The sequence below is a fragment of the Kitasatospora sp. NPDC040550 genome (assembly GCF_055594965.1).
The window spans coordinates 75,242-100,642 of the sequence record NZ_JBVIWC010000025.1; the positions used below are offsets into that span (position 1 = coordinate 75,242).

Here is a 25,401-nt window from a genome sequence, read left to right on the forward strand (position 1 = left end):
GGCGGGCGCCGCTAGCCTCGTACGCATGGCCAACCCCAGCTCCCCCGAAGCCCCACTCCCGGTCGGCAAGGTCTCCGCGCTGATCGGCGGCTGGATCGACCGGCTCGGCGCGGTGTGGGTCGAGGGGCAGATCACCCAGCTCAGCCGCCGCCCCGGCGCCGGTGTGGTGTTCCTGACCCTGCGCGACCCGCAGGCCGACGTGTCGCTCACGGTGACCTGCTTCCGTTCGGTGTTCGAGCAGGTCGCGGACGTGGTGCAGGAGGGCTCGCGGGTCGTCGTGCACGCCAAGCCGGAGTGGTACGCGGCGCGCGGGCAGCTGTCGCTGCGGGCCTCGGAGATCCGTCCGGTGGGCCTGGGCGAGCTGCTGGCCCGGCTGGAGCAGCTCAAGCGGCGCCTGGCCGGGGAGGGCCTGTTCGCGGTGGAGCGCAAGCGGCCGCTGCCGTTCCTGCCGCAGTGCGTCGGGCTGGTCACCGGGCGCGGCTCGGCGGCCGAGCGGGACGTGCTGGAGAACGCCCGGCGGCGCTGGCCGGCCGTCCGCTTCGAGGTGCGCAACGTCCCCGTGCAGGGGGTCAGCGCGGTGGAGCGGGTGAGCGCGGCGGTGCGGGAGCTGGACGAGCACCCCGAGGTGGACGTGATCATCGTGGCCCGGGGCGGCGGCAGCGTGGAGGACCTGCTGCCGTTCTCGGACGAGGGGCTGGTGCGGCTGGTCGCGGCCGCCCGTACGCCGGTGGTCAGCGCGATCGGGCACGAGCCGGACCAGCCGCTGCTGGACTTCGTCGCCGACCTGCGCGCCTCCACTCCGACCGATGCCGCCAAACGGGTGGTTCCGGACGTCGGTGAGGAGCTGGCCAAGGTCCGCCAGCTACGCGACCGGGCCCGCCGGCACGTGCAGGCCCGGGTCGAGCGCGAGCAGCACGGGCTGGACGGGCTGCGCAGCCGCCCGGCGCTGGCCGCCCCGCACCGGATGCTGGACGGGCGCGGCCAGGAGGTGGAGGGCCTGCTGGAGCGGTCCCGGCGCACCCTGCGGCACCGGCTGGACCACGCCCAGAGCGACCTCGGGCACACCCTGGCCCGGGTGGTCGCGCTCTCCCCGGCGGCCACCCTGGAGCGCGGCTACGCGGTGCTGCAGCGGGCCGACGGCACGGTGGTGACGGACCCGGCGCTGCTCACGGCCGGGGAGGGGCTGCACGCCAGGGTCGCGGGCGGCGGCTTCGACGTCACCGTGGCGGCCGGGACGGCGGACCCGCAGGCCGAGCCCCCGGCGGATCCTCAGTAGGAGCGCTGCCGGGACAGCGGCGTCGAGTACTCGGCGAAGCCCAGGCTGCGGTAGAGCGCCTCGCCGCCGCTGCTGGCGTGCAGGTCGACCCGGCCGACCCGGCGGCCGTCGAACCAGTCCAGCAGCGCCTCGGTGCAGGCCCGGGCGTAGCCGCGCCGCCGCCGGTCGGGGTCGGTGCAGATGTTGAAGACGGAGCCGAACAGGCCGTCCGGGTTGCCGGGCGAGGGCAGCCGGCGCTCCAGGGTGCCGACGGCACAGGCGGCGAGCCGGCCGGGGTGCTCCGGGTCGTCGACCACGAAGGCGGACATCGTCGACTCCCCGGCCGGGGCGGCCAGTCGTTCGCGCAGCATCCGCTCGGCGGCGGCCTGCCAGGGGGCGGGGCCGGCCGGCGCGGCCATGCCGGGCATCGCCAGCAGCATCAGGTTGCGCAGCCGGACCAGCTCGGGCGCGTCGGCGGGGGCGGCGGGGCGGACTTCGATCATGCGGCGGAGGCTAGCGCCGCCGGCCGCCCGGCCGCACCCGGGTTTCGGCCCGGGGAGCCCGCCCCTGTCGGTGCCAGCCCCTACGCTGGCACGCATGGCAGAGCAGCAGGAACAGCAGGACGCGGCGGCGCCGACCCCGGACGACGCGCTGGGCTACGAGCACGCCCGGGACGCGCTGCTGGACGTGGTCCGGCAGCTGGAGAACGGCGGCACCTCCCTTGAGGAGTCGCTGGCACTGTGGGAGCGTGGCGAGCAGCTGGCGAAGGTCTGCCAGCGCTGGCTGGACGGCGCCCGGGCCCGACTGGACGCCGCGCTGGCCGCCGAGGAGGGCGCGGGCCCGGGCGGGGAGTGAGCCGGCTCCGGGTACACGACCCCGGCCACGCGACCCCGACCACCGGCCCCACCCTGTGAGGCAGGTCACAGGGGCTTGGGGAATCGTTGAATCTTCACCTATGTTGGAGGAACCGATCGGCCCCGCCGGTCACACCGACGAACCCCCTCCCGCATGAGGTGCAGAAGCATGACCACCGACGCCCTGGTACTCGACGCCGCCGCTCAGGACCTGCTGTTCCGCGAGGCCCGCACCGCGAACACCTTCACCGACGAGCCGGTCAGCGAGGAGCAGGTCCAGGCCATCTACGACCTGGTCAAGTTCGGCCCGACCGCCTTCAACCAGCAGCCGCTGCGCGTCGTCCTGGTCCGCTCCGCCGAGGGTCGCGAGCGCCTCGTCCAGCACCTGGCGGACGGCAACAAGGCCAAGACCTCCACCGCCCCGCTGGTCGCCATCCTGGCCGCGGACAACGAGTTCCACGAGGAGCTGCCGACCCAGTTCCCGCACTTCCCGCAGGCCAAGGACGTGTTCTTCTCCGAGCGCGCCGTCCGTGAGCGCTCCGCCGCGCTGAACGGCGCCCTGCAGGCCGCGTACTTCATCATCGGCGTGCGCGCCGCCGGCCTGGCCGCCGGCCCGATGACCGGCTTCGACGCCGAGGGCCTCAACAAGGAGTTCTTCGGCGACGGCGAGCACTCGGTGCTGGCCGTGGTCAACATCGGCAAGCCGGGCGACGACGCCTGGTTCCCGCGCTCCCCGCGCCTGGAGTACGACCAGGTCGTCACCACGGTCTGATCGCACCCCGCGACGACGAAGGGCCCGCACCGGTTCGTACCGGTGCGGGCCCTTCCGCATGTCCGGGGCGCCGAGGGTTCCGCACCCGAGTGGGGCGCCGGGGGCTCCGCGCCCGGGCGGGGCCCGGCGCTACTTGAGCGCCTGGGCCAGCTCGGCCATCTCCTCGTAGGAGGCGGTGCCGGTGATCATGGTGGTGGCCGAACCGGTCTGGACGGTCAGCGCGCGGGCCTTGTCGCCCTGCACCCGGTCCCAGGTGCGCCCGGCGGTGTCCGCGGTGCCGTCCGGCTGGGCGCCCGCGACCTTGTCGGCGAGCAGCTTCTCGCGCGGGACGTCGGCCTGCTCGACCGCCGCGTACTGGCCGGAGGGCGTCACGAAGCCCAGGTGCCAGGCGTTGCCCTTGCCGTTGTTGATGCCGGCCGGGGTGTAGCTGACCGAGGTGGCCCGCCACTTGTCGGACAGCCCCTCCGGGGACAGCAGCGGGTACGGTGCGGCGCGCTTCGCCGAGGCCGCCTCGACCTTGTAGGCGACCACGTGCACCGGATCGCCGTTCGCGTCGTGCGGGAGGAACAGGTAACCGATCCAGACGACGAAACCGACCGCCAGCATCGACAGGACCATGTCCCGTACGGTCTGCCGACCCCTCATGCCCTTGCTCTCTGCAGCCACCCACCCATGGTGACTCATCCACACACCGGCCCGGCCACCCGGGGTGTGCACGTACGGGTGAACCGGGACGAACCGGGGTCTTTCCCCCGGGGTGGCGACCCGCGCCACAGACAGTCATCTCGTGGGCAGATACGATCGCATCACCCTCACCACGGCGTTCGACCTGGCAGTAGTCGGGCGCTCACTGGCCGTCGCGTACAGAGAGGTAACGACGATGACCACGCAGTACCCGCACCACCTTCCCAGTGCCCTGGAGGTCGCGCCCGAAGCTCCGGACCGGAACCTCGCGCTCGAGCTCGTCCGGGTCACCGAGGCGGCCGCGATGGCCGCCGGCCGGTGGGTCGGCCGTGGCGACAAGAACGGGGCCGACGGCGCCGCCGTGAAGGCCATGCGCACCCTCGTCTCGACCGTCTCGATGAACGGCGTCGTCGTCATCGGCGAGGGCGAGAAGGACGAAGCCCCGATGCTCTACAACGGCGAGCGGGTCGGCGACGGCACCGGCGCCGAGTGCGACGTCGCGGTCGACCCGGTGGACGGCACCACGCTGACCGCCAAGGGCATGGCCAACGCCGTCGCCGTGCTGGCCGTCGCCGACCGCGGCACCATGTTCGACCCCAGCGCCGTGTTCTACATGGACAAGCTGGTCTGCGGCCCCGAGGCCGCCGACTACGTCGACATCACCGCCCCGGCGGCCGTCAACATCCGCCGGGTCGCCAAGGCCAAGGGCAGCGCCGTCGAGGACGTCACCGTGATGGTGCTCGACCGTCCGCGCCACGACGGCCTGGTCCGGGAGATCCGCGAGGCGGGCGCCCGGATCAAGTTCATCACCGACGGCGACGTGGCCGGCGCCATCATGACCGCCCGCGAGGGCACCGGCGTGGACCTGCTGCTGGGCGTCGGCGGCACCCCCGAGGGCATCATCGCGGCCTGCGCGATGAAGTGCATGGGCGGCGTCATCCAGGGCCGGCTGTGGCCGAAGGACGACGCCGAGCGGCAGAAGGCCCTCGACGCCGGGCACGACCTGGACCGGGTGCTCACCACCAACGACCTGGTCAGCGGCGAGAACGTGTTCTTCGTCGCCACCGGCATCACCGACGGCGAGCTGCTGCGCGGCGTGCACTACCGCTCGGAGACCGCCACCACCAGCTCGCTGGTGATGCGCTCCAAGAGCGGCACCATCCGCGAGATCAACTCGGTCCACAAGCTGTCGAAGCTGCGGGCCTACAGCGCGATCGACTTCGACCGGGCCAACTGACCCGGACCGGAAGCAGTTGTCCGGACGCGCGGCCCCGGCGGGATCCCCCTCCGCCGGGGCCGCGCGGCGTATCCGTCCCGGTCGCCGCGATGGTCGCGGCCGCGGGTCTTCGGCCCGCCGTCAACCCGCTATCCGGCGCCCGGCCGTGGCCACCCGGGCCGCCTCGCGCAGCTCCGCGTCCCGGCGGCGGCGCCGGGCCAGCACCACCCGCCGCTCGGCGGCCGTCAACCCGCCCCAGACCCCGTACGGCTCCGGCTGGGCCAGCGCGTGCTCGCGGCACTCCAGCAGCACCGGGCAGCGGGCGCACACCTGCTTGGCCTGCTCCTCCCGTGACAACCGGGCCGCCGTCGGCTCCTTCGAGGGCGCGAAGAACAGCCCGACCTCGTCCCGCCGACAGGCCGCACCGGTGTGCCACGGATTGTCCTCACCCGCGGCCTGACCCGCCGTGCCGCCCGGGGGCTGCGGCTGCGGGGGGACGGCCGGACGGCGCTCCAGCAACTGGGCGGCGGCGACTGGCGAGGTGGTGCGGGACTCGATCGGATGCAGCACGGCCGTACTCCTGACGAGGCTCTCGGACACGGGGAACCTCGCTCCCCTGCCGGCTGCGAGCCCCCGCTGTCCAACGCCCGGGGCGGCCGCTGGGCCGCCTCCGGTGCACAGCCGTACAAGAAGCGATGTGCGGAAGGAACTACCCCGTCCGGCCGCGATTCATGCACACTGCACGCAATCGACTACGGAGTGCACCGGACGCAACGCCGAGTGCCCGACCGGGAGTTGATCCCCGGCCGGGCACTCAGGAGGTCGATTCGGGCTAATCCGTCCCGAGTTGCTTGCGCACCCACTCCTTGAGCTTCTTGCCCCGGCGCGGCTTGGCCTCGCAACCGCCGAACAGGGCAAGGCCCTTGACCCGCACGACCGGAGCGTACGGATCCGCCGCGGTCTGCTCCCGGACGTCGAAACCGCCGAAGATGCCCACCCCGGAACCGAGCAGGGTCACGTTCTCCGGCACCCGGATGTCGACCCCGCCGAAGACCGCCGTCACCGTGATCTCCACCTCGGGGGACTCGAAGACGGCGTCGGTCAGGTCGATCTCCACCCCGCCGAACGCGGTGAAGGCCGTCAGGTGCGAGCCCACCCGCCAGCGGCCCTTGCGGGAGGCACCGCCGAAGATCGCCACCACCGACGGCGCCTCGTGCCGCGCCGGCGGCAGCGGCCTGGCGGGCGCGGGGGGCGGCGACGCGGCGCCCAGCGGCGGCTTGTCGAAGGACACCGAGCGGTGCGCGGGCAGGTCCCTGGTCAGCGGGACCAGGTCGCCGAAGGTCTTGGCGGCGTACGCGGCCCCGATCCGCTCGGCGTGCTCCTCCGCGTCCAACCGCCCCTCGGCGTAGGCGTCCCGCAGCAGCTCCGCGATCCGCTCGCGGTCGGCGTCCGAGACCCGCATCTCCGCCTCCGCCACCGGGGCGTTCGACGTCCGCGGGGCGGCCACCGGTGCGGGCAGCGGCTCGGGTTCGGGCTTGGTCAGGGGAACGGGCGCCGACACCGGCGGCTGCCCCGGATCGTCCTGCGACGGCGAGTTCTCCGGCGTGTTGTCCGGCGTGTAGTTCACGGGCCAAGCCTAGTCGGTAGCACTCCTGCCCGAGTGAGCCCCGTCACGCAAGGCTGACCTGTCCGCATGCGTCCCGCGACCGGGTCCTACCCTGGATGGTGCTTCGCCGACGCAGCCGGACCACTGGACCCCTAAGGACCGCCCCGATGGCTCCCACGCCAGACTTCGAGTACAGCGACCTGCTCCCCCTGGGCGCTGACCCGACCCCGTACCGCAAGCTCACCTCCGAGGGTGTCTCCACCTTCGAGGCCGGCGGCCGCACCTTCCTCCAGGTCGAGCCCGAGGCGCTGCGCCTGCTCACCGCCGAGGCGATGCACGACATCTCGCACTACCTGCGCCCCGCCCACCTCGCCCAGCTGCGCCGCATCCTGGACGACCCGGAGGCCAGTCCCAACGACCGCTTCGTCGCGCTCGACCTGCTCAAGAACGTCAACATCTCGGCCGGCGGCATCCTGCCGATGTGCCAGGACACCGGCACCGCCATCGTCATGGGCAAGCGCGGCCAGAACGTGCTCACCTCCGGCGCCGACGAGTCCGCCATCGCGCGCGGCGTGTACGACGCGTACACCAAGCTCAACCTGCGCTACTCCCAGATGGCCCCGGTCACCATGTGGGACGAGAAGAACACCGGCAGCAACCTGCCGGCCCAGATCGAGCTGTACGCCACCGACGGCGACGCGTACAAGTTCCTCTTCATGGCCAAGGGCGGCGGCTCGGCCAACAAGTCGTACCTGTACCAGGAGACCAAGGCCATCCTGAACGAGGCCAGCATGCTCTCGTTCCTGGAGCAGAAGATCCGCTCCCTCGGCACCGCCGCCTGCCCGCCGTACCACCTGGCCATCGTGATCGGCGGCACCAGCGCCGAGTTCGCGCTCAAGACCGCCAAGTACGCCTCGGCGCACTACCTGGACAACCTGCCGACCGAGGGCAACGCCCGGACCGGGCACGGCTTCCGCGACCTGGAGCTGGAGGCCAAGGTCACCGAGCTGACCCAGAAGATCGGCATCGGCGCCCAGTTCGGCGGCAAGTACTTCTGCCACGACGTCCGTGTGGTCCGGCTCCCCCGCCACGGCGCCTCGCTGCCCGTCGCGATGGCCGTCTCCTGCTCCGCCGACCGCCAGGCACTCGGCAAGATCACCGCCGAGGGCGTCTTCCTGGAGCAGCTGGAGACCGACCCGGCCAAGTACCTGCCGGACACCACCGACGAGCACCTCGACGACGACGTGGTGCGCGTCGACCTCGACCAGCCGATGTCCGCGATCCGCGCCGAGCTGTCGAAGTACCCGGTCAAGACCCGGCTCTCGCTCACCGGCACGCTCGTCGTCGCCCGCGACATCGCCCACGCCAAGATCAAGGAGCGCCTGGCCGCCGGCGAGGGCATGCCCAAGTACCTCCAGGACCACCCGGTCTACTACGCCGGCCCGGCCAAGACCCCCGAGGGCTACGCCTCCGGCTCCTTCGGCCCCACCACGGCCGGCCGGATGGACTCCTACGTCGACCAGTTCCAGGCCGCCGGCGGCTCCATGGTCATGCTCGCCAAGGGCAACCGCAGCAAGCAGGTCACCGACGCCTGCGCCACCCACGGCGGCTTCTACCTCGGCTCCATCGGCGGCCCGGCCGCCCGCCTCGCCCAGGACTGCATCAAGAAGGTCGAGGTGCTGGAGTACGCCGAGCTCGGCATGGAGGCCGTCTGGCGCATCGAGGTCGAGGACTTCCCGGCCTTCATCGTCGTCGACGACAAGGGCAACGACTTCTTCCGCGAGACCACCGAGGGCCCGCTGATCACCAACCTGCGGATCCGCTCCAAGGAGTAACCCCCGGCGGAACACCCCCGCACGCCCCCGAACCGCCCCGGCCGCCCACGCGCCCGGGGCGGTCCTCAAGGCCCGCTACCACTACCAGTAGTCCGACCCGCCGACCAGCAGCCCGCCCCGTCCCGGTCTGCCCCGGCCCGCCTCACGCGTCGAAGTCGTACTCCAGGACGTAGGAGGCGGCGTCGAGGATCATCTCGTTGAGTTCGACGACCTGGCCCTCGTCGGCGAAGGCGGTGCGGCAGATCAGGATCACCGGGGTGCCGGCGGAGAGTTCGAGGCGGGCGGCCTCCTCGGCGGCGGGCATCCGGGAGCGGACCTCCTCGCGGAAGTGCACGGGCTTGGCGCCGATCTCGGCCAGCCGGGCGTAGGTGCCGCCGGGGCCGGTGTCCTCGCGGGTGATCGCGGTACCGGCGACCAGGACGGCCGGCAGGTAGGAAGTGGAGAGCAGCACCGGCTTGCCGTCCAGGACGAAGCGGCGGTGCCGCACGCACATCGGGACGCCCGGCTCCACCCCGAGCACCCGGGCCACGTGCTCGGGCGCGCCCTGCTCGGTGACCGACACCTGGTCGACCACCAGGCTGCGGTTGTCGATGTCCGCGGACCATATCGACCGGCCGGAGCCCCACTGCCCCTGCGCCAGCCGCTGGATGCCGCGCCGGCGCAGCGGCCGGAAGTCCCGGACGAACACCCCGGACCCCTTGCGGGCCTCCGCGATGCCCTCGCTCTGCAGCACGCCGAGCGCCTGACGGGCCGTCATCCGGGCCACGCCGTACTCGTCCATCAGGTCGTTCTCGCCGGGCAGCCGGTCCCCCGCGCGGTAGCGGCCGTTGTCGATGGCAGCCTTGAGGGAGTCGGCGATCCGCTGGTACTTGGGCTGTTTGTCGCCACTGCTGCCGGTCATCGCGCTCCCTCTCCCTCGGACAATCCTAGGCGCGCCCGCGGCCGCCGGTAAGGAGATACGACCGTTGACATCTCTAGAGATATTAGCTTCTCTAGAGATGCTGGCCAGTCGCGACAGAGCGAAGGAGCGGTGAGGTGAGCACCCGACAGCGCAACGCCAAGGCCTACCGGCCACAGGTGGGTGACCTCGTCCTCGACCGGAGGACCGGACGCACCGGCATCTACATGGGAACCATCGGCGGCGAGCACTACCTTCGCCCCGAGCACGGCGGCCGCGAATGGACCGCCGAACCGAACCACGTCTCGCCCGCCCCCGAGCCCCGCGATTCGGCTGAATGCGATCAGCCCCGGTAATTGCGGCAAAATCCACGCAAACCATGGCATTCGGACCCCGGTAATCCCCCCGGTGAATCCGGAATTCCGGAACGCCCGGGGCCCGCCGCCGGGCACGTTACGGATAACGGCGGTCACCATGCGTGCATCGAGGGTGGGAATCGGCCACCCGATGGACCCGCACACGAATTGGCACGCACAGCACCAGAAGTGCCCCCGCGCCCGGACGGGGACGCGGGGGCACTGGGCGAGGGCCGCTTACGGGTGGCCCATGATGATGTTCTCCGGCTCGTACGTCTTGCCCGGCTCGCCGGTGGCTGGCGCGGCGGGGTCCTCCGCGCCCTCGCCACCGAACAGGTCGTTCTCGATCGCCGCCTTCTCGGCGTCGGTCGGTACGGCATAGTCGGTCGGGTGCGAGGTCACGGCAACCGCACCCTCGACAGCCTTGCCCGCCTCCACAGCGGTGGCCGGAGCCTCGGTCTTCGTCCCAGTGTCGGGCGTCGACGGCGCCGGGGTCGCGCTCGGGTCGTTGGCCATTGAGCGGCCGCCTTTCGGTCATCAAATGTGTTCAGCCCGACCTCCGTGGCACGGGCGCGGGGACAGTATCGTAGGGTTGATTAAATGTCCGATAAACATCGTGCGGCCTGTGGTGTCGTCCGGCAGAGTCGGGCGTCCGCCTAAGCTGAACCACCACGGCGGACCGCCGAGCGCCCTTTCACGGAATCAACACGACAGGCCATCGGGGGACTTCATGGAGTTTCGGGAGACGCCGCAGGCACCTGCGCTGCGCTTCCAAGTCCTCGGTCCGGTCCAGGCGTGGCTCGACGGCAAACCCCTCTCCCTCGGCTCCCCCCAGCAGCAGGCCGTTCTCACGACTCTCCTGCTGCACTCCGGACGCCCGGTCACGACGCAGGACCTGGTCGACGCCCTCTGGGGCGACCGGCCCCCGACCCAGGCCGTGGCCGCGCTCCGCACGTACGTCTCGCGTCTGCGCTCCGTCATCGAGCCGCAACGGGAAGTACGCCGCCCCGCCGAACTGCTGGTCTCCATCGCCGACGGGTACGCCCTGCGCATCCCGGGCGAGGCCCTCGACCTCTCGGTCTTCGAGCGGCTCTCCGCCGAGGCCGCGACCGCCCGCACCTCGGGCGACAAGCGCGAGGCGCACCGACTGCTGGCCCGGGCGCTCGACCTGTTCAGCGGCCGTCCGCTGACCGGCATCCCCGGTCCGTACGCGGACGCCCAGCGGCTCCGGCTGGCCGAACGCCAGGTCGCCGCCGCCGAGGAGCTGTGCGCCGCCGCCCTCGACATCGGCCTGCACGCCGAGATCGTCGTCGAGCTCAACAACCTGACGGCCGAGCACCCGCTGCGCGAACGGCTGCGCGAGCTGCTGATGCTGGCGCTCTACCGCTGCGGCCGGCAGGCCGAGGCGCTCGGCGTCTACACCGACACCCGCAAACTGCTGATCGAGGAGCTCGGCGTCGAACCGGGCGTCGGCCTGTCGTCGATGCACAACCGCATCCTCGCCGCCGACCCCGCACTCACGCTCACGGCCGTTCCTGCCCTGGCCACCCGCGAGGACGGCCCGACCGCACCTCCGGCACCAGCCCAACTCCCCGCTGATGTCTCGGACTTCAGCGGACGCTCCGAGCTGGTGGGAGACCTCTCGGCAGTCCTGATGAACGCCACCGGCCAAGCCGTGCTGGTGACCTCGTTGGCAGGCATCGGCGGCGTCGGGAAGACCACTCTCGCCGTCCACGTCGCTCACCGCGTCCGCGCCGAGTTCCCGGACGGGCAGCTGTACGTCGACCTGCGCGGAACCGGCACCTCGCCCGCGGACCCGGTGGTGGTCCTGGGTGACTTCCTGCACGCGCTGGGCGTCACCGAGAGCCCCGACTCGCTCGAACAGCGAGCCGCCCTCTACCGTTCGCTGCTCGCCAGCCGACGGATGCTGATCCTGCTCGACAACGCGCGCGACGCCGAGCAGATCCGACCGCTGATCCCCGGCGTCTCCGGTTGCGCCGTCCTCGCCACCAGCCGCTCCCGGCTGGCCGGAATCCCCGGCGCCCAGCTCTTCGACGTCGAGGAGCTGACCCCGGAGGAGGCCCTGGCACTGTTCTCGGCCATCGTCGGCGAGCACCGCGTCATCGCCGAGCCGGAGGCGGCCATGAAGGTCGTCACTGCCTGCGGCTTCCTGCCGCTGGCGGTTCGCATCGCTGCGGCCCGTCTGGCCAGTCGCCCCCGCTGGAGCGTCTCCGACCTGGCCCGTCGGTTAGCCGACCAACGCCGGAGATTGGACGAACTCCAGCTCGGCAACCTCGCCGTGGAGACCACCATCGGGCTCGGCTACGGACAACTGTCCGTGGACGAGGCCCGCGCCTTTCGGCTGCTCGCCCTGATCGATTCCCCTGACATCCCGCTGCCGGCCGCGGCAGCGCTGCTCGGCGTGGACGAGGACACCGCGGAGGACCTCGCGGAGGGGCTCGTCGAGGCGAACATGCTGGAGTGCTTCACCCCTGGCCGCTACCGGTACCACGACCTGCTCCGGCTCTACGCCCAGCGGAAGAACGAGCGGATGGGGGACACCAGGGAACAGGAGCAGGCAGTGATGCGGCTGCTCGACCTATTGATCCCCACCGTGCGCAACGCGGCCCGGACCATTGAACCGGATGACGCCGAGCCGGAGCTGCTGACCACGCCCTCCGCTCCGGGGATGGGCCTGCCGACCAGCAGCTCCGCTCAGGACTGGCTCCGGACCGAGAGCGCTCTGCTGCTCAACGCCATGGCCGCGGCGGCGAACGGGAGCACCGGTTCGCAGCACGCGGCGATCGACCTGCTGATCTTGCTGTACGGTCTCGGCCCGGACCCCACGCACGGCCCCCAGATGCGACCGATCCTGGAGTCTCTCAGCCGCGAGGCGGAGCAGCGGGGGGACTCCGCCGCACTTGCCCGGCTGCATTTCGCCCTCGGCGCTCTGAAAGCCGTCACCAGTGACTTCCAGAATGCGGAGCACTCACTGCGTCGCAGCCTCGATCAGCAGGGGCCGGAGGACCCGTCAGTCCTGCTGCTGGCCACCGCCAACACCTTGGGCGTGATCCTGAGCGTGGGGAACCGTCCGGCTGAGGCACTGCCGTTCCTCGAACAGGCCCTGGCCATCAACCGGCAGGTCGGAACCGCGTTCGGTGAGGCAAGGATCGTCAGCAACCTCGCCCGGGTCCAGCATCGACTCGGCATGACGGACACGGCGATCTGCTCAGCCGGGGATGGTGTCGCGGCCGCCCGGGCATCCAGGAACGGCCCGCTGCTCGCCCAAACGCTGTACCAGCTGGGTGTGGTGCTCTCCAGTGCCGAGGCCGTCCCGCACCTGCGCGAGGCCCACCGGCTCTACCAGTCCCAGGGCAACGCGCTCTGGGAGGGCTACACCCTGGCGCGCCTCGCCTCCGCGCTGCTCGCCGCCGAGCAGCCGGCCGAAGCGGCCGAGGCAGCAGGGGAGTCACTGGCAATAGGACAGGAGATGGATTCCGACTACTGCCAGGGCCTCGCCAACGCCGCGCTCGGCGAGGCGCTGCTCGCCCTCGCCCAGCCGGCCCGTGGGCTGGCCTGTCTGCAGGAGGCGCACGCGATCTTCACGCGGCTCGGTGTGCCGGAGGCCTCCCCCGTGGCGGACCTCATCTCCCGACAGCACACCGAGCCCTTCTCTTCTCCCCCCGCGCCGTGAGGCCTCCGCTCCCCTGCGGAGCACCTCCCCCGATCCGCGCGTCGGCGCTCCCGCAGCCCCCCGGCTGCGGGAGCGCCCTCAACGCTTCCCCGGCGCTGGTCATTACTGTGCACCCCGCCGATTGACGTTCGATAAACGTCCGATTGTCAGCCTGCGGACCGGTGAAACCGCAGGTCAGCGACCTCCACCCCGGCGCGCTGTGCGGCGTGCGGGGCCGGTCGCACCACCCGGCCCGCACCCCCGTGCTTCCGCGGACCCGTCCCACATCGGCCCAAGCATGACGAGTTGGCCGGAAAGGGACCCCATGGCGCAGTGATCACGCATATTCTCAGATGCCAGTACGCACACGAGTGTCTGCCGGCAACGTGTCGGGGTGCAGGCCGTCTGTGTGATGCGGGGAGCGTGACGTACCGCCACCGGCAGCGGCCCAGGAGGCTGCGGAGGAGCCGACCGGAGGCCACGGGTGGAAGGGTGCCTCTCAACGTGACGACCGGACAGATATCCGACGCGTTCCCGGTCGGCGAGGACGCCGGCGACGACGGTCCCGACGTGCGGCGACGCCGGGCGGCCCGGGCCCTGCAGGCGGTCGCCTTCGACACCATCGGTGCCGGGTACGGCGAGGCCTTCCCCGCCAAGGACGGCCAGTTGGAGTGCGGGCGGCGGCTGCTCGCCGAGCTGGAACCCGGCGCCCGGGTGCTGGACGTGGGCTGCGGCACCGGTGAGCCGACCGTGGGCCAGCTGACCGCCGGCGGGCTGCGGGTGACCGGGATAGACCTCTCGGACGTGATGCTGACGCTGGCCCGCCGGGCTCGGATCGAGGGAGCGCACCCGGCCGAGTTCCACCGCATCGACCTGTACGATCTGGCCACCGAGCGCGCCGACCGGGTGTGGGGCGTGCCCGCGCTGGGGTCGGCGGGCCGCGGCACCTTCGCCGCCGTCACCGCGTTCTTCTCGCTGATCCTGCTGCCGCAGGACGAGATCCCGACCGTGCTCGGCCGGTTGCGCGAACTCCTGCGGCCGGGCGGACTGCTGGTGCTCGGTATGGTCGAGGCGGACCTGGATCACGTTCCGCTTCCGTTCCTTGGCAGAGAGCTGCGGATCAGTGGGTATCTGAGGGAGGATCTGGAGCGGGTCCTGGTCGAGGCCGGTTTCGCCGTCGAGGAGTGCTCGGGGCATCCGTACGCGCCGGCCAGTACCACGCTGCCGCCGGAGGAACAGCTGTTCCTGTGCTGTCGACGCGTCGGCTGACCGACCAGAGGACCAGAACAGCTCACCGTCCAGACCTCCCGACCACACCGAATCCAGGACAGGCAGCCGTGCGCGACCAGCTCAAGACCGAGGCGGAGCAGCCGCCCGCCGTCCCGGGTCAGCGCGTCCGGATCCCGGCCCGGCCGGACGAACCGGTCAGGGCCGTGGCCCCGGCGAAGCCGCCGACGGCGCGGCCGGACCGCACCGGGGCGGCGGACGGGCTGGCGGACCGCCTCGCCTACCTCGACGCGGCGACCCGGCGGATCAACAGCGCCCTCGACCTGGCCGCGACCTTGCGCAACATCGGCCGGGTGCTGGTCCCGACCGTCGCCGATGCCGCCGTCGTCCATCTGCGCGACCCGCTGCCCAACGTGGAGCGCGAGCCCGGCTTCCCGGAGGAGCTGCGGATCCACCACAGCACCGGCACCCGGATCGGCCGCCGCGGCCGCAAGAGCGGCGCGGACGACCGGCACCGCTCGCGCTTCGGCTCCCGCTCGACCGCGGACACCGGCCCGGCCACCCCGGTCACCCGGGGCGGCGCGCTGGCGCACATCCTGCTGAGCCGCCGCCCCGCCGAGTCGGCCGTGCTCGGCACGCCCGCCGCCGAGCGCACCGAGGCGCTGCTGCGCGAGGTGTACGGTCCGCGCGGGCTGGCCCGGCTGGCGGCCGGCACCTCGGTGGTGGCCCTGCCGCTGCGCGGCCGCAAGGCCGTCCTCGGTCTGCTGGTGCTGATCCGCCGGCCCCCTGAACGCACCGGCCGGCCGGCCTTCGACGCGGCGGACACCGCGACCGCCGCGCACCTGGCGACCCAGGCGGGGCTGGCGGTGGACACCGCGCTGCGGTACGCCCGCGAGTGGGAGATAGCCAACGAACTCCAGCGCAGCATGCTGCCGTTGCGGCTGCCGCAGTCGCACGGCGTCCGGCTCGCCCAGCGCTACCTGCCCGGTGAGCGCGGTGCCCAGGTCGGCGGCGACTGGTACGACGCGGTGCCGCTGCCCGGCAACCGGGTCGCCCTGATCGTCGGCGACGTGATGGGCCACTCGCTCACCTCGGCCGCCATCATGGGTCAACTCCGCACCAGCGCGCAGACCTTGGCCGCGCTCGACCTGCCGCCGCACGAGGTGCTCTACCACCTGGACGAACAGGCCCAGCGGCTCGGCCGCGAGCAGCACCTGGCCACCTGCGTGTACGCGGTCTACGACCCGATCGCCAACCGGGTGGTACTGGCCAACGCCGGGCACGTCCCGCCGGTGCTGGTCCGCCCGGACGGCACGGCCGAGTTGGTGGAGCTGGACTCCGGGGCGCCGATCGGGGTCGGCGGGGTGGACTTCAACTCGGTCGAGCTGCCCGCGCCGCCCGGATCGGCGCTGCTGCTGTTCACCGACGGCCTGGTGGAGACCCGCACCCGCCCGCTCAGCGACGGCCTGGAGGTGCTCCGCGCGCGGATCGCGGCCGCCCGCTGGCAGTCCCCCGAGCAGCTGTGCCAGGAGGCGCTGCGGATCCTGCCGCCCGGGGACCGCGGCGACGACATCGCCCTGCTGGGCGCCTGCTTCGACGGCATCCCGGCCGGGGACGTCGCCCACTGGTACCTGCAGCCGCGCAACGAGACGCCGGGCCGGGCCCGCCGGCTGGCCGCGCACACGCTGCGCCGCTGGGGGCTGGACGAGCTGAGCGAGGCGACCGAGCTGATGGTCAGCGAGCTGGTGACCAACGCCGTCCAGCACGCGACCCGCCCGGTCACCCTGAGCCTGGTGCGCACCACCCGGCTGCGCTGCGAGGTCGGCGACGACAGCCCGCTGCTGCCGCGGCCGCGCCGCACCGGCCCGGAGGACGAACGCGGACGCGGGCTGCAGATAGTGGCCCGGTGCGCGGACCGCTGGGGCGCCACCCGGCTGGGCACCGGCAAGGTGGTCTGGTTCGAGCAGCGGCTGCCCGCCGGGACGTGACGGTGCCCGGCGGGAGCGGATCCCACCGGGCACCTCCGAGGCGTCGGACCCACCGGGGAGCTTCGAGCCGTCAGCCCCCGCGGGGCCCTTCGGGCCGTCAGACCCCCACGGACTCCCTCGCCGACCGGCGCTCCCGCTCCAGCCGGGCGATCAGCTGCTCGCCCTCCATGTCGACCTTCGGCACGACCTTCTCCAGCCGCTTCGGGAACCACCAGGCCGCCTTGCCGAACAGCGCCATCGCGGCCGGCACCAGGGCCATCCGCACCACGAAGGCGTCCACCAGCACGCCCACCGCGAGGGCGAAGCCGATCGGCTGGACGATCGGGTCGTGCCCGAGCACGAAGGCGCCGAACACCGAGATCATGATCAGCGCGGCCGCCGTCACCACCCGGGCGCCGCCCTTCACCCCGCCGACGACCGCCTCGCGCGGCGCCTTGCCGTGGACGTACTGCTCCTTCATCCCGGAGACCAGGAACAGCTCGTAGTCCATCGCCAGCCCGAACAGCACGCCGATCAGCAGGATCGGCACGAAGCTGACCACCGGGCCGACCTTGGGCACGTCGATCAGGCCGTCCAGCCAGCCCCACTGGTAGACCGCGACCACCGCGCCGAGCGAGGCCAGGATGCTGAGCAGGAAGCCCAGCACCGCCTTGAGCGGCACCAGCACCGAGCGGAAGGCCAGCGCCAGCAGCACCAGGGCGATGCCGACGATCACCGCGACGAACGGCGGCAGGGCCTGGCCGAGCTTGGTGGAGACGTCGATGTTGGCGGCGGTGGTGCCGGTGACGGCGATGCCCGCGCCGGTCGCGGCCCGGATCCCGTCGCGCTGGTCGCGGATCTCGTTGACCAGGGCCCGGGTGTCCTGGTGGTCCGGGCCGGTCTTCGGGATGACCGGCACCAGCGCGGTGCCGCTGGCCGCGTCGACCTTCGGCGGCAGCAGGGTCTGCACGCCCTGCAAGCCCTGGAGCCGGCCCGCCACCTCCTGGACGGCCTGCTCGGGGCGCGGTGCGCCGTGGGCGTCCACGACCACCACCAGCGGCGCGTTGAAGCCCGGGCCGAAGCCGTCGCTGACCAGGTCGTACGCCTTACGGGCGTCCGTTCCGACGGCCTGTGAGCCGCCGCCCGGCAGGCCGAGGTCCAGGCTCGCGGCGGGCACCGCCATGGCGCCCAGCCCGGCCAGGCCGACCAGCAGCACGGGCAGCGGGCGGCGGACCACGAAGCGGGCCCAGCGCTCGCCGACGGTGACCTTGCCGTGGGTGGTCAGCGCCCGCTTCCAGACCGGCAGCCGGTCGATCGCGCGGCCGGTGAAGCCGAGCACCGCGGGCAGCAGGGTGATCGCGACCAGGACGGCCACCACGACGGCGCCGGAGGCGGACAGGCCCATCACGGTGAGGAACGGGACACCGGCGACGGCCAGTCCGGCGAGCGCCACGACCACGGTCAGTCCGGCGAAGACGACGGCGCTGCCGGCGGTCGCGGTGGCCCGGGCGGCGGACTCCTCGGGCTCCAGGCCCTCGGCCAGGTGGCGGCGGTGGCGGAACAGGATGAACAGGGCGTAGTCGATGCCGACCGCGAGGCCGACCATCAGGGCCAGCACCGGCGCGGTGGTGATGATCTCGACCGAGCCGGTGAGCGCCAGCAGTCCGGCCATCGCGACGGCGACGCCGACCAGCGCGGTCAGCAGCGGCAGCCCGGCCGCGACCAGGGTGCCGAGGGTGATCACCAGCACCAGCCCGGCCACCACCAGGCCGATCGCCTCGGAGCCGCCCTCGATCTGGGCGAACTTGTTGTACGCGTCGCCGCCGAAGGCCACTTCCAGCCCGGCCGCGCGGGCCGGCTCGGCGGCGGCCCGGACGGCGTCCCGCTGCTGGTCGGTGACCTCGGCGAGCTTGTGGTCGAAGGAGACCAGCGCGATCGCGACCCTGCCGTCCGGGGAGACCGCGCCGGTGGCGTACGGGTCGGGCACCGCGGCCACGCCGGGGACGTGGGCGATCCGGGTGACGGCCTCGCCGACCGCCTTGCCCGCCTCGGGCGAGGCGATGCCGCCGGGCGCCGGGGCGGCGAAGACCACCTGGGCGGAGCCGTGGCCCTGCTCGGGGAAGGTGTCCTTGATCCGGTCCAGGGTGGCCTGGGCCTCGGTGCCGGGGACCTTGAACTCGTCGCTGGTGCTGCCCGCGAGGGCGCCCGCGGCCCCGCCCACGGCGATCAGCAGCGCGACCCAGACGGCCAGCACGGCGCGCCTTCTCCGGAAGCAGTAACGGCCCAGTCGGTACAGGTACGTGGCCACGGTCTGACCCCTCGCGGTGCGGTCGGCGGACGGGCGGGTGCCCAGGCGGCTGCCCGGGCGAACCCCTCCCACGGTAGACCCAACTTTGTCAGGTGACAAAGTTGACCGACCCAATCGACCGACACAGTTGTCCGACCATGGCGCTACCCTGGCTGGATGGCTCATGTCCCCGCCTCCGAACGCCGACCGCAGCTGGTCCGGGCCGCGATCGACCTGATGACCCGGGAAGGGGTCTCCGCCGGCAGCACCCGCGCGATCGCGGCGGAGCTGGGCGTGGCACAGGCGACGGTGCACTACACCTTCGGCACCAAGAAGGACCTCTACCGGGCCGTCGTCGAGGAGGTCGCCGCCCAGTTCATCGACCAGGTGCGCGCCGCCTCACCCGGCGACGGCCCGTTCGGCGACCAGGTCCGCACCCTGGTCCACGCCCTCTGGGAGGCCGCCACCGGCGAGGACGGGCGCTGCGTCCTGCTCAGCGAGTTCGAGACGCTGGCGATGCGCGACCCGGACGTCCGGGAGATCATGCTCGGGCTGCAGCACGCCATGGAGGGCACCGCCACCGAGATGCTCGCCGCCCTCGCCGGCGCCCACGGGCTGACCCTGGCGCTGCCCGCCGACCGGATCGCCGCCCACTTCCTCACCGGCTTCGACGGCCTGACGGCCCGCCACCTGATCCGGAGCCTGCCCGGCGAACCCCCCGCCCCGGAGACCCTGGCGGCGCTGGACCTGCTGGTGGCGACCACGGTCGGCCTCTGCCTCGGCGCGCCGGCGGCGCACTGACGCCTCAGGGCGTGTCGACGATCCGGACCGGCAGCTCGGCCAGCACCTCGCGCAGCGCCGCGCCGAAGCGCTCGTACTCGGCGCTGCGGGCCGAACCCGGCCGGACGGCCAGCCCGATCCGGCGGCCGGGCGCCGGGGCGGCGAACCGTACGGCGGCCAGCCGGTCGGTGCGGCCGGCCTCGACGTCCAGCGCGGTGGCCGGCAGCAGCGTCACCCCGAGCCCCCCGGCGACGAGTTGGACCAGGGTGGACAGGCCCGCCGCGCGGGTGGTGGAGCCGGCCGGGTCGGCGCCGACCTCGCGGCAGATGTCGAGGGCCTGGTCGCGCAGGCAGTGGCCCTCCTCCAGCAGCAGCACCTCCAGGTCGAGCAGTACGTCGCGCGGCACGTCGATCCGCCCGGCGAGCGGGTGCCCGGGCGGGGTGACCAGGACGAAGTCCTCGTCGAAGAGCGGGATGTCCCGGGTCGGCGAGGAGCCGCCGGCCGGGAGCGCGAGCAGCAGGACGTCCAGCCGCCCGGCGGCCAGGCCCTCCAGCAGCGAGGGGGTGCGCTCCTCGTGGACGTGCAGCTCCAGCTCCGGGAAGCGGTCGCGGACCAGCCGCAGCACGGTGGGCAGCAGGTACGGTGCGACGGTCGGGATCACCCCGAGGTGCAGCGGCCCGGTGAACGGACGGCGGGCGGCGTCGACCTCCTCGGTGAGGGCCTGCAACGAGGCGAGCACCCGGCGCGCGTGCCCGTGCACACGCTCCCCCAGGGGAGTGACGATCACCTTGCGCGTCGTACGCTCGACCAGCTGCGCGCCCAGCGACTCCTCCAGCGCGGCGACCGCCCCGGACAGCGCCGGCTGACTCGTCCCGGTGGCGGCGGCGGCCTCCCGGAAGTGCCGGTGCTCCGCCACCGCGACGAAGGCCTTGAGCTGGGCGACCGTCGGTGTGCGCGGGCTGCGGACTGTGGTGCTCCCCACAGCCGCCTCGGGTTTGGCGGCGGCGGTCCCGCGCCGGGCGGGCCGAGAGGGGGGTGGTTCGGTACTGATAGCAATCTCCGATCAGACACATCAAGTGTAGCTATTTCCCTGATCAGTCCACGATGTGGAATTGTGGGTGCTGTCCGGAATCCGGACAAAACTCCCCGCAGTCTCATCCTCAGGAGAAGCGAACGTGCTCACGATCGGTGACAAGTTCCCCGAGTTCGACCTCAAGGCCTGTGTCGACCTGGATGCCGCGAGCGCCTTCGCCGACATCGACCACAAGACCTACGAGGGCAAGTGGAAGATCGTCTTCTTCTGGCCGATGGACTTCACCTTCGTCTGCCCGACCGAGATCGCCGCGTTCGGCAAGCTGAACGACGAGTTCGCCGACCGTGACGCCCAGATCCTCGGCGTCTCCGGCGACTCCGAGTTCGTGCACCACGCCTGGCGCAAGGACCACAAGGACCTGCGCGACCTGCCCTTCCCGATGCTGGCCGACATCAAGCACGAGCTGATGCGCGCCTGCGGCGTCGAGGGCGAGGACGGCACCGCCCAGCGCGCCGTGTTCATCGTCGACCCGAACAACGAGATCCAGTTCGTCATGGTCACCGCCGGCTCCGTCGGCCGCAACCCCAAGGAGGTCCTGCGGGTGCTGGACGCCCTGCAGACCGACGAGCTGTGCCCGTGCAACTGGAACAAGGGCGAGGACACCCTCGACGCCCAGGCCCTCCTGGCGGGCTGACCCATGGCCCTCGACGACCTGAAGGCCGCCCTTCCGGACTACGCCAAGGACCTCAAGCTCAACCTGGGCTCGGTCATCGGCAACTCCGACCTCCCCGCCCAGCAGCTCTGGGGCACCGTGCTGTCCTGCGCGATGGCCACCCGCAGCCCCGGCCTGCTGCGCGAGCTGGAGCCCGAGGCCAAGGCCAACCTCTCCCCGGAGGCGTACACCGCCGCCAAGGGCGCGGCCGCGATCATGGGGATGAACAACGTCTACTACCGGACGCTGCACCTGCTCTCCGACAAGGAGTACAGCACGATGCGGGCCGGTCTGCGGATGAACATCATCGGCACCCCGGGCGTCGAGAAGATCGACTTCGAGCTCTGGTGCTTCGCCGTCTCGGCCATCAACGGCTGCGGCCAGTGCCTCGACTCGCACGAGGCCGTGCTGCGCAAGGCCGGCGTCGACCGTGAGGTCATCCAGGCCTCGATGAAGATCGCCGCCGTCCTCCAGGCCGTGGCCGGCGTCCTCGACTCCGAGGCCGCCCTCGCCGCCGTCAACGCCTGACCCACCCGCACCACCCGAGGGGCCCCTCCGCACGGAGGGGCCCCTCGGCGTTTCCGGCCCCCGACGGACCCAACTCGGCTACAGTGCAAGGCGATCCGTGCACAACCTACGGTCCGGAGGGGAACCGAGGTGTCCGACCACCCGGAGAACTGCGGGGGCTTCCAGCTCGACACCGGGCTGCTCCACCAGGCCGCCGGAAGGGCCGGCGAGACGGCGGCCCTGATCCCGGGCCAGACCGAGGCCGTGCTCGACGCGTCCCACCAGGCCGTCGCCGGCCTGCCCGGACTCCGGTGCGCCGCCGCGCTCGACAGCTGCACCGGCGCCTGGCACACGCTCCTGAACGACCTGCACCGCACGATGAGCCGCCACGGCCAACACCTCGAAACGGCCGCCCGCGGCTACCGGGACACCGACCACCGGGCCGCCACCGGATTCGGCCCCACGACGGCACAACGGCACGACTTCGTCCAGCACTTCGGGTAGAGGGGCCGCCGGCGTGGACCTCGCGACACTGCGCGACACCGACTTCGGCCTGCTCCACGGCACCGCCGACGCGTACGACCGACTGCAGGACGAGTTCGGGCAGCACCTGGAGAACTGGCGCACCGGGGTCGACCGACGCGTCGCCGCCGCCGGATGGACCGGCCCCACCGCCGACGCGGCGACACCGGCCCTCCGGCTCACCACCGGCGAGTTGACGGCCGCCCGGACCGAGCTCGGCCGGATCGGCAAGACCCTCCGGGCCGGGGCGGACGCCCTCCTTCTCGCCCAGTCGGCCCTCCGCAAGGCCCTGGAGGACGTACGGAGCGCCGACATGACGGTCGACGAGCACGGGGCGGTCACCTGGCGGGCCCCGTCCACCGCCGACCGGCACGACCCCGACCACCGAAGGGCCCGCGACCGGACCGCCGGGGTCCTCGCCGCCCGCATCGGCACCGCCCTCACCGAGGCCGACACCGTCGACCGGGCCCTCGCCGCCCGGCTCCGGCACTATGCCACCCGCGCCCGGGACGGCACCGGCCTCGACCCGGCCGTGGCGAGCCGGGATCGACTCGACCCGACGCTGGCCCCGCTCGACCTGCTGTCCGGCGCCGTCCCCGGACCCGGCGCCCCGCCCGCCGAGGTCAACGCCTGGTGGAACGGGCTCCCCGCCGACCGGCAGCAGTGGATCGTCGCCGAGCACCCGGAGCTCGTCGGCAACCGCGACGGCATCCCCGCCGTCGCCCGCGACCGGGCCAACCGGATCCTGCTGCAGCGGTACACCGAGGAGTACGCGCGGGACGGATCCCCGGCCACCGGGCAGCACCGGCGGAAACTCGAGGGCTTCCGGAGGATCGGCGAGCGGCTGCTGGACTCGGCGGGGCAGGAGCCCCCGGTGTTCCTGCTCGGCATCGGCGACGAAGGACAGGGGCGCGGCATCCTGTCGTTCGGCGACCCCGACACCGCCGACGACGTCACCTCCCTCGTCGGCGGCCTGGGCACCGACCTCCAACGCATCGGCGGCGGCGACGCGGACCGGGCGAAAGCCGTGTACGACGCGGCCCAGCGCGCGGACCCGACCCGCACCACCGCGTCCATCGCCTGGCTGGGGTACGACGCGCCGCTCAGCTTCCCGGAGGCCGGCGACCTGAGCCGCGCGCGGGGCGGCGTCGACGCCTACCGCAGGTTCCTCGAGGGGCAGCGCGTCACCCACCAGGGCGCACCGGCCCACGTCACGGCCGAGGGCCACAGCTTCGGTTCGCTCCTGGTCGGCCTCGCCGCGAGGAAACCGGCCGGGATCGCGGCCGACGACGTCATCCTGGTCGGCAGTCCCGGCACCGACGCCTTCCACGCCTCCGAGTTCTCCGTCGGCGCCGATCACACCTACGTCGGCGCCGCCTCCTGGGACCACATCTCGCACCTGGGCTGGTTCACCAGGGATCCGGCGAGCGTCGACTTCGGCGCCCACCGCTTCGCCGTGGACGGCGGGTCCCCCGACTTCACCGCGCACTCGTCCTACTGGGACGACGGCCCCGGCGACGACCGCACCTCGGTCGACAACATCGGACGGATCGTCAGCGGCCACGCCGACCTGATCACCCCGGCGGCCGGACGTCATGACTGACCTCCGCCCCGGCGCCCCGCGGCAGCCCCCGGTCAGTCGGCGGCGGGCCGAGCCGCCGCCGGCCGGGTGGCGGCCGTGCGTTCGGCGGCCTCGCGGGCGGCTTCGAGGGCGGTGAAGACGGCCTGGCCGGCCTCGTTGCGGCGGCGCAGGTGGCCGACCACGGTGTTGGTGACGGCGATCAGCGGGACGGCGACGACCGCGCCGCCGATGCCGCCGATGATGCCGCCGGCGGCGACGCCGAGGACCACGCCGAGCGGGTGGACCCGGACGGCGCGGCCGAGGATGAGCGGCTGGAGGATGTGGCTCTCCACCTGCATCACCGCGATCAGGACGACCAGCACCATCAGCGCCGTCCACGGCCCCTGGGTGACCAGGGCGATCAGGACGGCGACCGTGCCGGTGACGAGGGCGCCGACCAGCGGGACGAAGGCGCCCAAGAAGATGATCACGGCCAGCGGCATGGCCAGCGGCACGCCCAGCAGGTCGACGCCGATGCCGATGCAGAGCGCGTCGATGAAGGCCACGCAGACGGTGCCGCGCACGTACGCGGTGAGCGTGGTCCAGGCCTTGGGCCCGGCCCCGGCCATCGCGAAGCGGGACTGCCGGGGCAGGCCGCGCAGCGCCCAGTTCCAGATCCTGGAGCCGTCGTAGAGGAAGAAGAAGGTGGTGAAGAAGGTCATCAGCAGCGCGGTCAGGACCTCGACGGCGATCTGCGCGCCGGTGATCGAGGCCGAGGTGAGCTGGTCGGTGTTGGTGGTGATGGCCTTGGTGATCTGGTTGGCGAAGTCGGTGATCTGCTGCTGGGTCAGGTGCAGCGGGCCGGTGATCATCCAGTCCCGGAGCTGGTTGACGCCGGTCTTCACCTGGTTGGTGACGTCGGGCAGGTTGGTGGACACCTGCCAGACCACGAACCAGCCGACCAGGCCGATCCCGGCCAGACCGCTGAGGAAGACCCCGCCGGCCGCGAGCGAGCGGGGCACCCCGCGCCGGCGCAGCCAGGAGACCGAGGGCTCCAGCAGCGCGGTGATCAGCAGCGAGGCCAGCACCGAGAAGGCGACCAGCCGCAGCATGTCGACGACGTAGAAGACGACGTAGAGCGCGGCCCCGAGCAGCAGCAGCCGCCAGGTCGACTCGGCGGCGACCCGCAGTCCCCACGGCACCGCCTCGGCGGGGGTGGCGGGCCGGCCGGGGTGGTACTCGCGGCCGAATCCGGTGGGCGCGGGGGGCGTGGCCGTCGCGGGCGCCGGGGTCGGGGTCGGGGCCTCCGCGACGGCCTCGGCCTCGGCGTCGGCCTCGGCCGCGGGCGCCACCCGGGCGGCGAGCGGCGCGGCCGCCGGCGCGGGGTCGGTGCGCGGCACCGGGACGGGGCCGGGCGCCTCGGCGAGCGCCGGTACGGGGAGCTCGTGCGGGTCGGCCGCCATCGCGGCGCGCCGGCGCCGTTCGATCACGGCGGCCGCGCTCGCCACCACGGCCATGCCCTTGGCCACGGCCTTGAAGGCCTTTCCGCCCCGCGCCATCCTCGCTACCACCGATTCCCTGCCGGATCCGCCGAGCCCGGCGGCAACGCCGTGGGTCGCACCACGGCCGTCAGGGATGACGCTACCCGGCGGGGGC

General features: G+C 72.9%; 23 protein-coding genes. 14 read left to right on the top strand and 9 right to left on the bottom strand.

Translation table 11 applies throughout. The features are described from left to right. The first annotated feature begins 25 nt into the window (after nt 1–25). A complete protein-coding gene (xseA, locus tag ACZ58X_RS30755; RefSeq protein WP_470336845.1) occupies nt 26–1,276 on the top strand; it encodes an exodeoxyribonuclease VII large subunit in 1,251 nt (416 codons plus the stop codon). Here xseA and ACZ58X_RS30760 read toward each other — a convergent pair. Continuing rightward, nucleotides 1,270–1,758 carry a GNAT family N-acetyltransferase gene (locus ACZ58X_RS30760; RefSeq protein WP_470336846.1) on the bottom strand — a complete coding sequence of 163 codons (489 nt, stop codon included), beginning with the start codon at nt 1,756–1,758 and terminating at the stop codon, nt 1,270–1,272. The genes xseA and ACZ58X_RS30760 overlap by 7 nt on opposite strands. 94 nt (nt 1,759–1,852) lie before the next feature. Between ACZ58X_RS30760 and ACZ58X_RS30765 the strand changes: the two genes are divergently transcribed. Beyond that, nucleotides 1,853–2,110 carry an exodeoxyribonuclease VII small subunit gene (locus ACZ58X_RS30765; protein ID WP_375884656.1) on the top strand — a complete coding sequence of 86 codons (258 nt, stop codon included), beginning with the start codon at nt 1,853–1,855 and terminating at the stop codon, nt 2,108–2,110. Nucleotides 2,111–2,278: 168 nt separating this feature from the next. Then, nucleotides 2,279–2,881, top strand: coding sequence for a malonic semialdehyde reductase (locus tag ACZ58X_RS30770; RefSeq protein ID WP_470336847.1), 603 nt, complete (start codon nt 2,279–2,281; stop codon nt 2,879–2,881). 129 nt (nt 2,882–3,010) lie between these two features. Here the strand turns inward: ACZ58X_RS30770 and ACZ58X_RS30775 are convergent, their stop codons facing one another. After that, the gene (locus tag ACZ58X_RS30775) at nt 3,011–3,547 is read right to left on the bottom strand and encodes a DUF4245 domain-containing protein (RefSeq protein ID WP_402487117.1); all 537 of its coding nucleotides are present in this window, start codon (nt 3,545–3,547) and stop codon (nt 3,011–3,013) included. A 214-nt stretch (nt 3,548–3,761) separates the two neighbouring features. Between ACZ58X_RS30775 and glpX the strand changes: the two genes are divergently transcribed. Then, entirely contained in the window at nt 3,762–4,802 is a 1,041-nt protein-coding gene (gene glpX / locus ACZ58X_RS30780) for a class II fructose-bisphosphatase (protein WP_470336848.1), read from the top strand. A gap of 120 nt (nt 4,803–4,922) precedes the next feature. On the opposite strand, the gene ACZ58X_RS30785 is transcribed toward glpX, so the two are convergent. After that, nucleotides 4,923–5,300, bottom strand: a complete 378-nt coding sequence (locus ACZ58X_RS30785; RefSeq protein ID WP_402487137.1) for a WhiB family transcriptional regulator — start codon at nt 5,298–5,300, stop codon at nt 4,923–4,925. A gap of 313 nt (nt 5,301–5,613) precedes the next feature. Then, nucleotides 5,614–6,408 (bottom strand): DUF1707 SHOCT-like domain-containing protein, encoded by a 795-nt coding sequence (locus ACZ58X_RS30790; protein ID WP_470336849.1) that lies wholly within the window; start codon nt 6,406–6,408, stop codon nt 5,614–5,616. Between the two features lie 146 nt (nt 6,409–6,554). Between ACZ58X_RS30790 and ACZ58X_RS30795 the strand changes: the two genes are divergently transcribed. Then, the gene (locus tag ACZ58X_RS30795) at nt 6,555–8,222 is read left to right on the top strand and encodes a fumarate hydratase (protein ID WP_470336850.1); all 1,668 of its coding nucleotides are present in this window, start codon (nt 6,555–6,557) and stop codon (nt 8,220–8,222) included. Nucleotides 8,223–8,364: 142 nt separating this feature from the next. Here the strand turns inward: ACZ58X_RS30795 and ACZ58X_RS30800 are convergent, their stop codons facing one another. Continuing rightward, nucleotides 8,365–9,123 (bottom strand): GntR family transcriptional regulator, encoded by a 759-nt coding sequence (locus ACZ58X_RS30800; RefSeq protein WP_470336851.1) that lies wholly within the window; start codon nt 9,121–9,123, stop codon nt 8,365–8,367. A gap of 134 nt (nt 9,124–9,257) precedes the next feature. On the opposite strand from ACZ58X_RS30800, the gene ACZ58X_RS30805 reads away from it, so the two are divergent. Beyond that, nucleotides 9,258–9,476: a hypothetical protein gene (locus ACZ58X_RS30805; RefSeq protein ID WP_375884638.1), complete on the top strand. Its 219-nt coding sequence runs from the start codon at nt 9,258–9,260 to the stop codon at nt 9,474–9,476. Between the two features lie 237 nt (nt 9,477–9,713). Here ACZ58X_RS30805 and ACZ58X_RS30810 read toward each other — a convergent pair whose 3' ends face one another. Then, nucleotides 9,714–9,992 (bottom strand): hypothetical protein, encoded by a 279-nt coding sequence (locus tag ACZ58X_RS30810; RefSeq protein WP_470336852.1) that lies wholly within the window; start codon nt 9,990–9,992, stop codon nt 9,714–9,716. A 214-nt stretch (nt 9,993–10,206) separates the two neighbouring features. Here ACZ58X_RS30810 and ACZ58X_RS30815 point away from each other — a divergent pair, with 214 nt between their 5' ends. The 3 genes from ACZ58X_RS30815 to ACZ58X_RS30825 all read left to right on the top strand — a co-directional run bounded on the left by ACZ58X_RS30815 (nt 10,207) and on the right by ACZ58X_RS30825 (nt 16,364). Next, nucleotides 10,207–13,170, top strand: coding sequence for an AfsR/SARP family transcriptional regulator (locus ACZ58X_RS30815; protein ID WP_470336853.1), 2,964 nt, complete (start codon nt 10,207–10,209; stop codon nt 13,168–13,170). Nucleotides 13,171–13,653: 483 nt separating this feature from the next. Next, nucleotides 13,654–14,418 (top strand): class I SAM-dependent methyltransferase, encoded by a 765-nt coding sequence (locus ACZ58X_RS30820; protein WP_470336854.1) that lies wholly within the window; start codon nt 13,654–13,656, stop codon nt 14,416–14,418. 68 nt (nt 14,419–14,486) lie between these two features. Beyond that, nucleotides 14,487–16,364, top strand: a complete 1,878-nt coding sequence (locus ACZ58X_RS30825) for an ATP-binding SpoIIE family protein phosphatase (RefSeq protein WP_470336855.1) — start codon at nt 14,487–14,489, stop codon at nt 16,362–16,364. 97 nt (nt 16,365–16,461) lie between these two features. Here ACZ58X_RS30825 and ACZ58X_RS30830 read toward each other — a convergent pair whose 3' ends face one another. Then, on the bottom strand, nt 16,462–18,651 hold the full coding sequence (locus ACZ58X_RS30830) for an MMPL family transporter (protein WP_470336856.1): 2,190 nt from the start codon (nt 18,649–18,651) through the stop codon (nt 16,462–16,464). A 156-nt stretch (nt 18,652–18,807) separates the two neighbouring features. On the opposite strand from ACZ58X_RS30830, the gene ACZ58X_RS30835 reads away from it, so the two are divergent. Then, entirely contained in the window at nt 18,808–19,431 is a 624-nt protein-coding gene (locus tag ACZ58X_RS30835; RefSeq protein ID WP_470336857.1) for a TetR/AcrR family transcriptional regulator, read from the top strand. A gap of 4 nt (nt 19,432–19,435) precedes the next feature. Here the strand turns inward: ACZ58X_RS30835 and ACZ58X_RS30840 are convergent, their stop codons facing one another. Continuing rightward, nucleotides 19,436–20,392, bottom strand: a complete 957-nt coding sequence (locus ACZ58X_RS30840) for a LysR substrate-binding domain-containing protein (RefSeq protein WP_470336858.1) — start codon at nt 20,390–20,392, stop codon at nt 19,436–19,438. A 193-nt stretch (nt 20,393–20,585) separates the two neighbouring features. Between ACZ58X_RS30840 and ACZ58X_RS30845 the strand changes: the two genes are divergently transcribed. The 4 genes from ACZ58X_RS30845 to ACZ58X_RS30860 all read left to right on the top strand — a co-directional run bounded on the left by ACZ58X_RS30845 (nt 20,586) and on the right by ACZ58X_RS30860 (nt 23,787). Next, a complete protein-coding gene (locus ACZ58X_RS30845) occupies nt 20,586–21,137 on the top strand; it encodes a peroxiredoxin (RefSeq protein WP_350506050.1) in 552 nt (183 codons plus the stop codon). Between the two features lie 3 nt (nt 21,138–21,140). Further along, complete coding sequence (locus ACZ58X_RS30850; protein WP_350506049.1) at nt 21,141–21,683, top strand: alkyl hydroperoxide reductase; 543 nt, start codon at nt 21,141–21,143, stop codon at nt 21,681–21,683. A gap of 129 nt (nt 21,684–21,812) precedes the next feature. Continuing rightward, nucleotides 21,813–22,166: a WXG100 family type VII secretion target gene (locus ACZ58X_RS30855; RefSeq protein ID WP_470336859.1), complete on the top strand. Its 354-nt coding sequence runs from the start codon at nt 21,813–21,815 to the stop codon at nt 22,164–22,166. Nucleotides 22,167–22,179: 13 nt separating this feature from the next. Next, nucleotides 22,180–23,787, top strand: a complete 1,608-nt coding sequence (locus tag ACZ58X_RS30860) for an alpha/beta hydrolase (RefSeq protein ID WP_470336860.1) — start codon at nt 22,180–22,182, stop codon at nt 23,785–23,787. Nucleotides 23,788–23,819: 32 nt separating this feature from the next. On the opposite strand, the gene ACZ58X_RS30865 is transcribed toward ACZ58X_RS30860, so the two are convergent. Then, complete coding sequence (locus ACZ58X_RS30865) at nt 23,820–25,304, bottom strand: AI-2E family transporter (RefSeq protein WP_470336861.1); 1,485 nt, start codon at nt 25,302–25,304, stop codon at nt 23,820–23,822. Between the last annotated feature and the right edge of the window lie 97 nt (nt 25,305–25,401).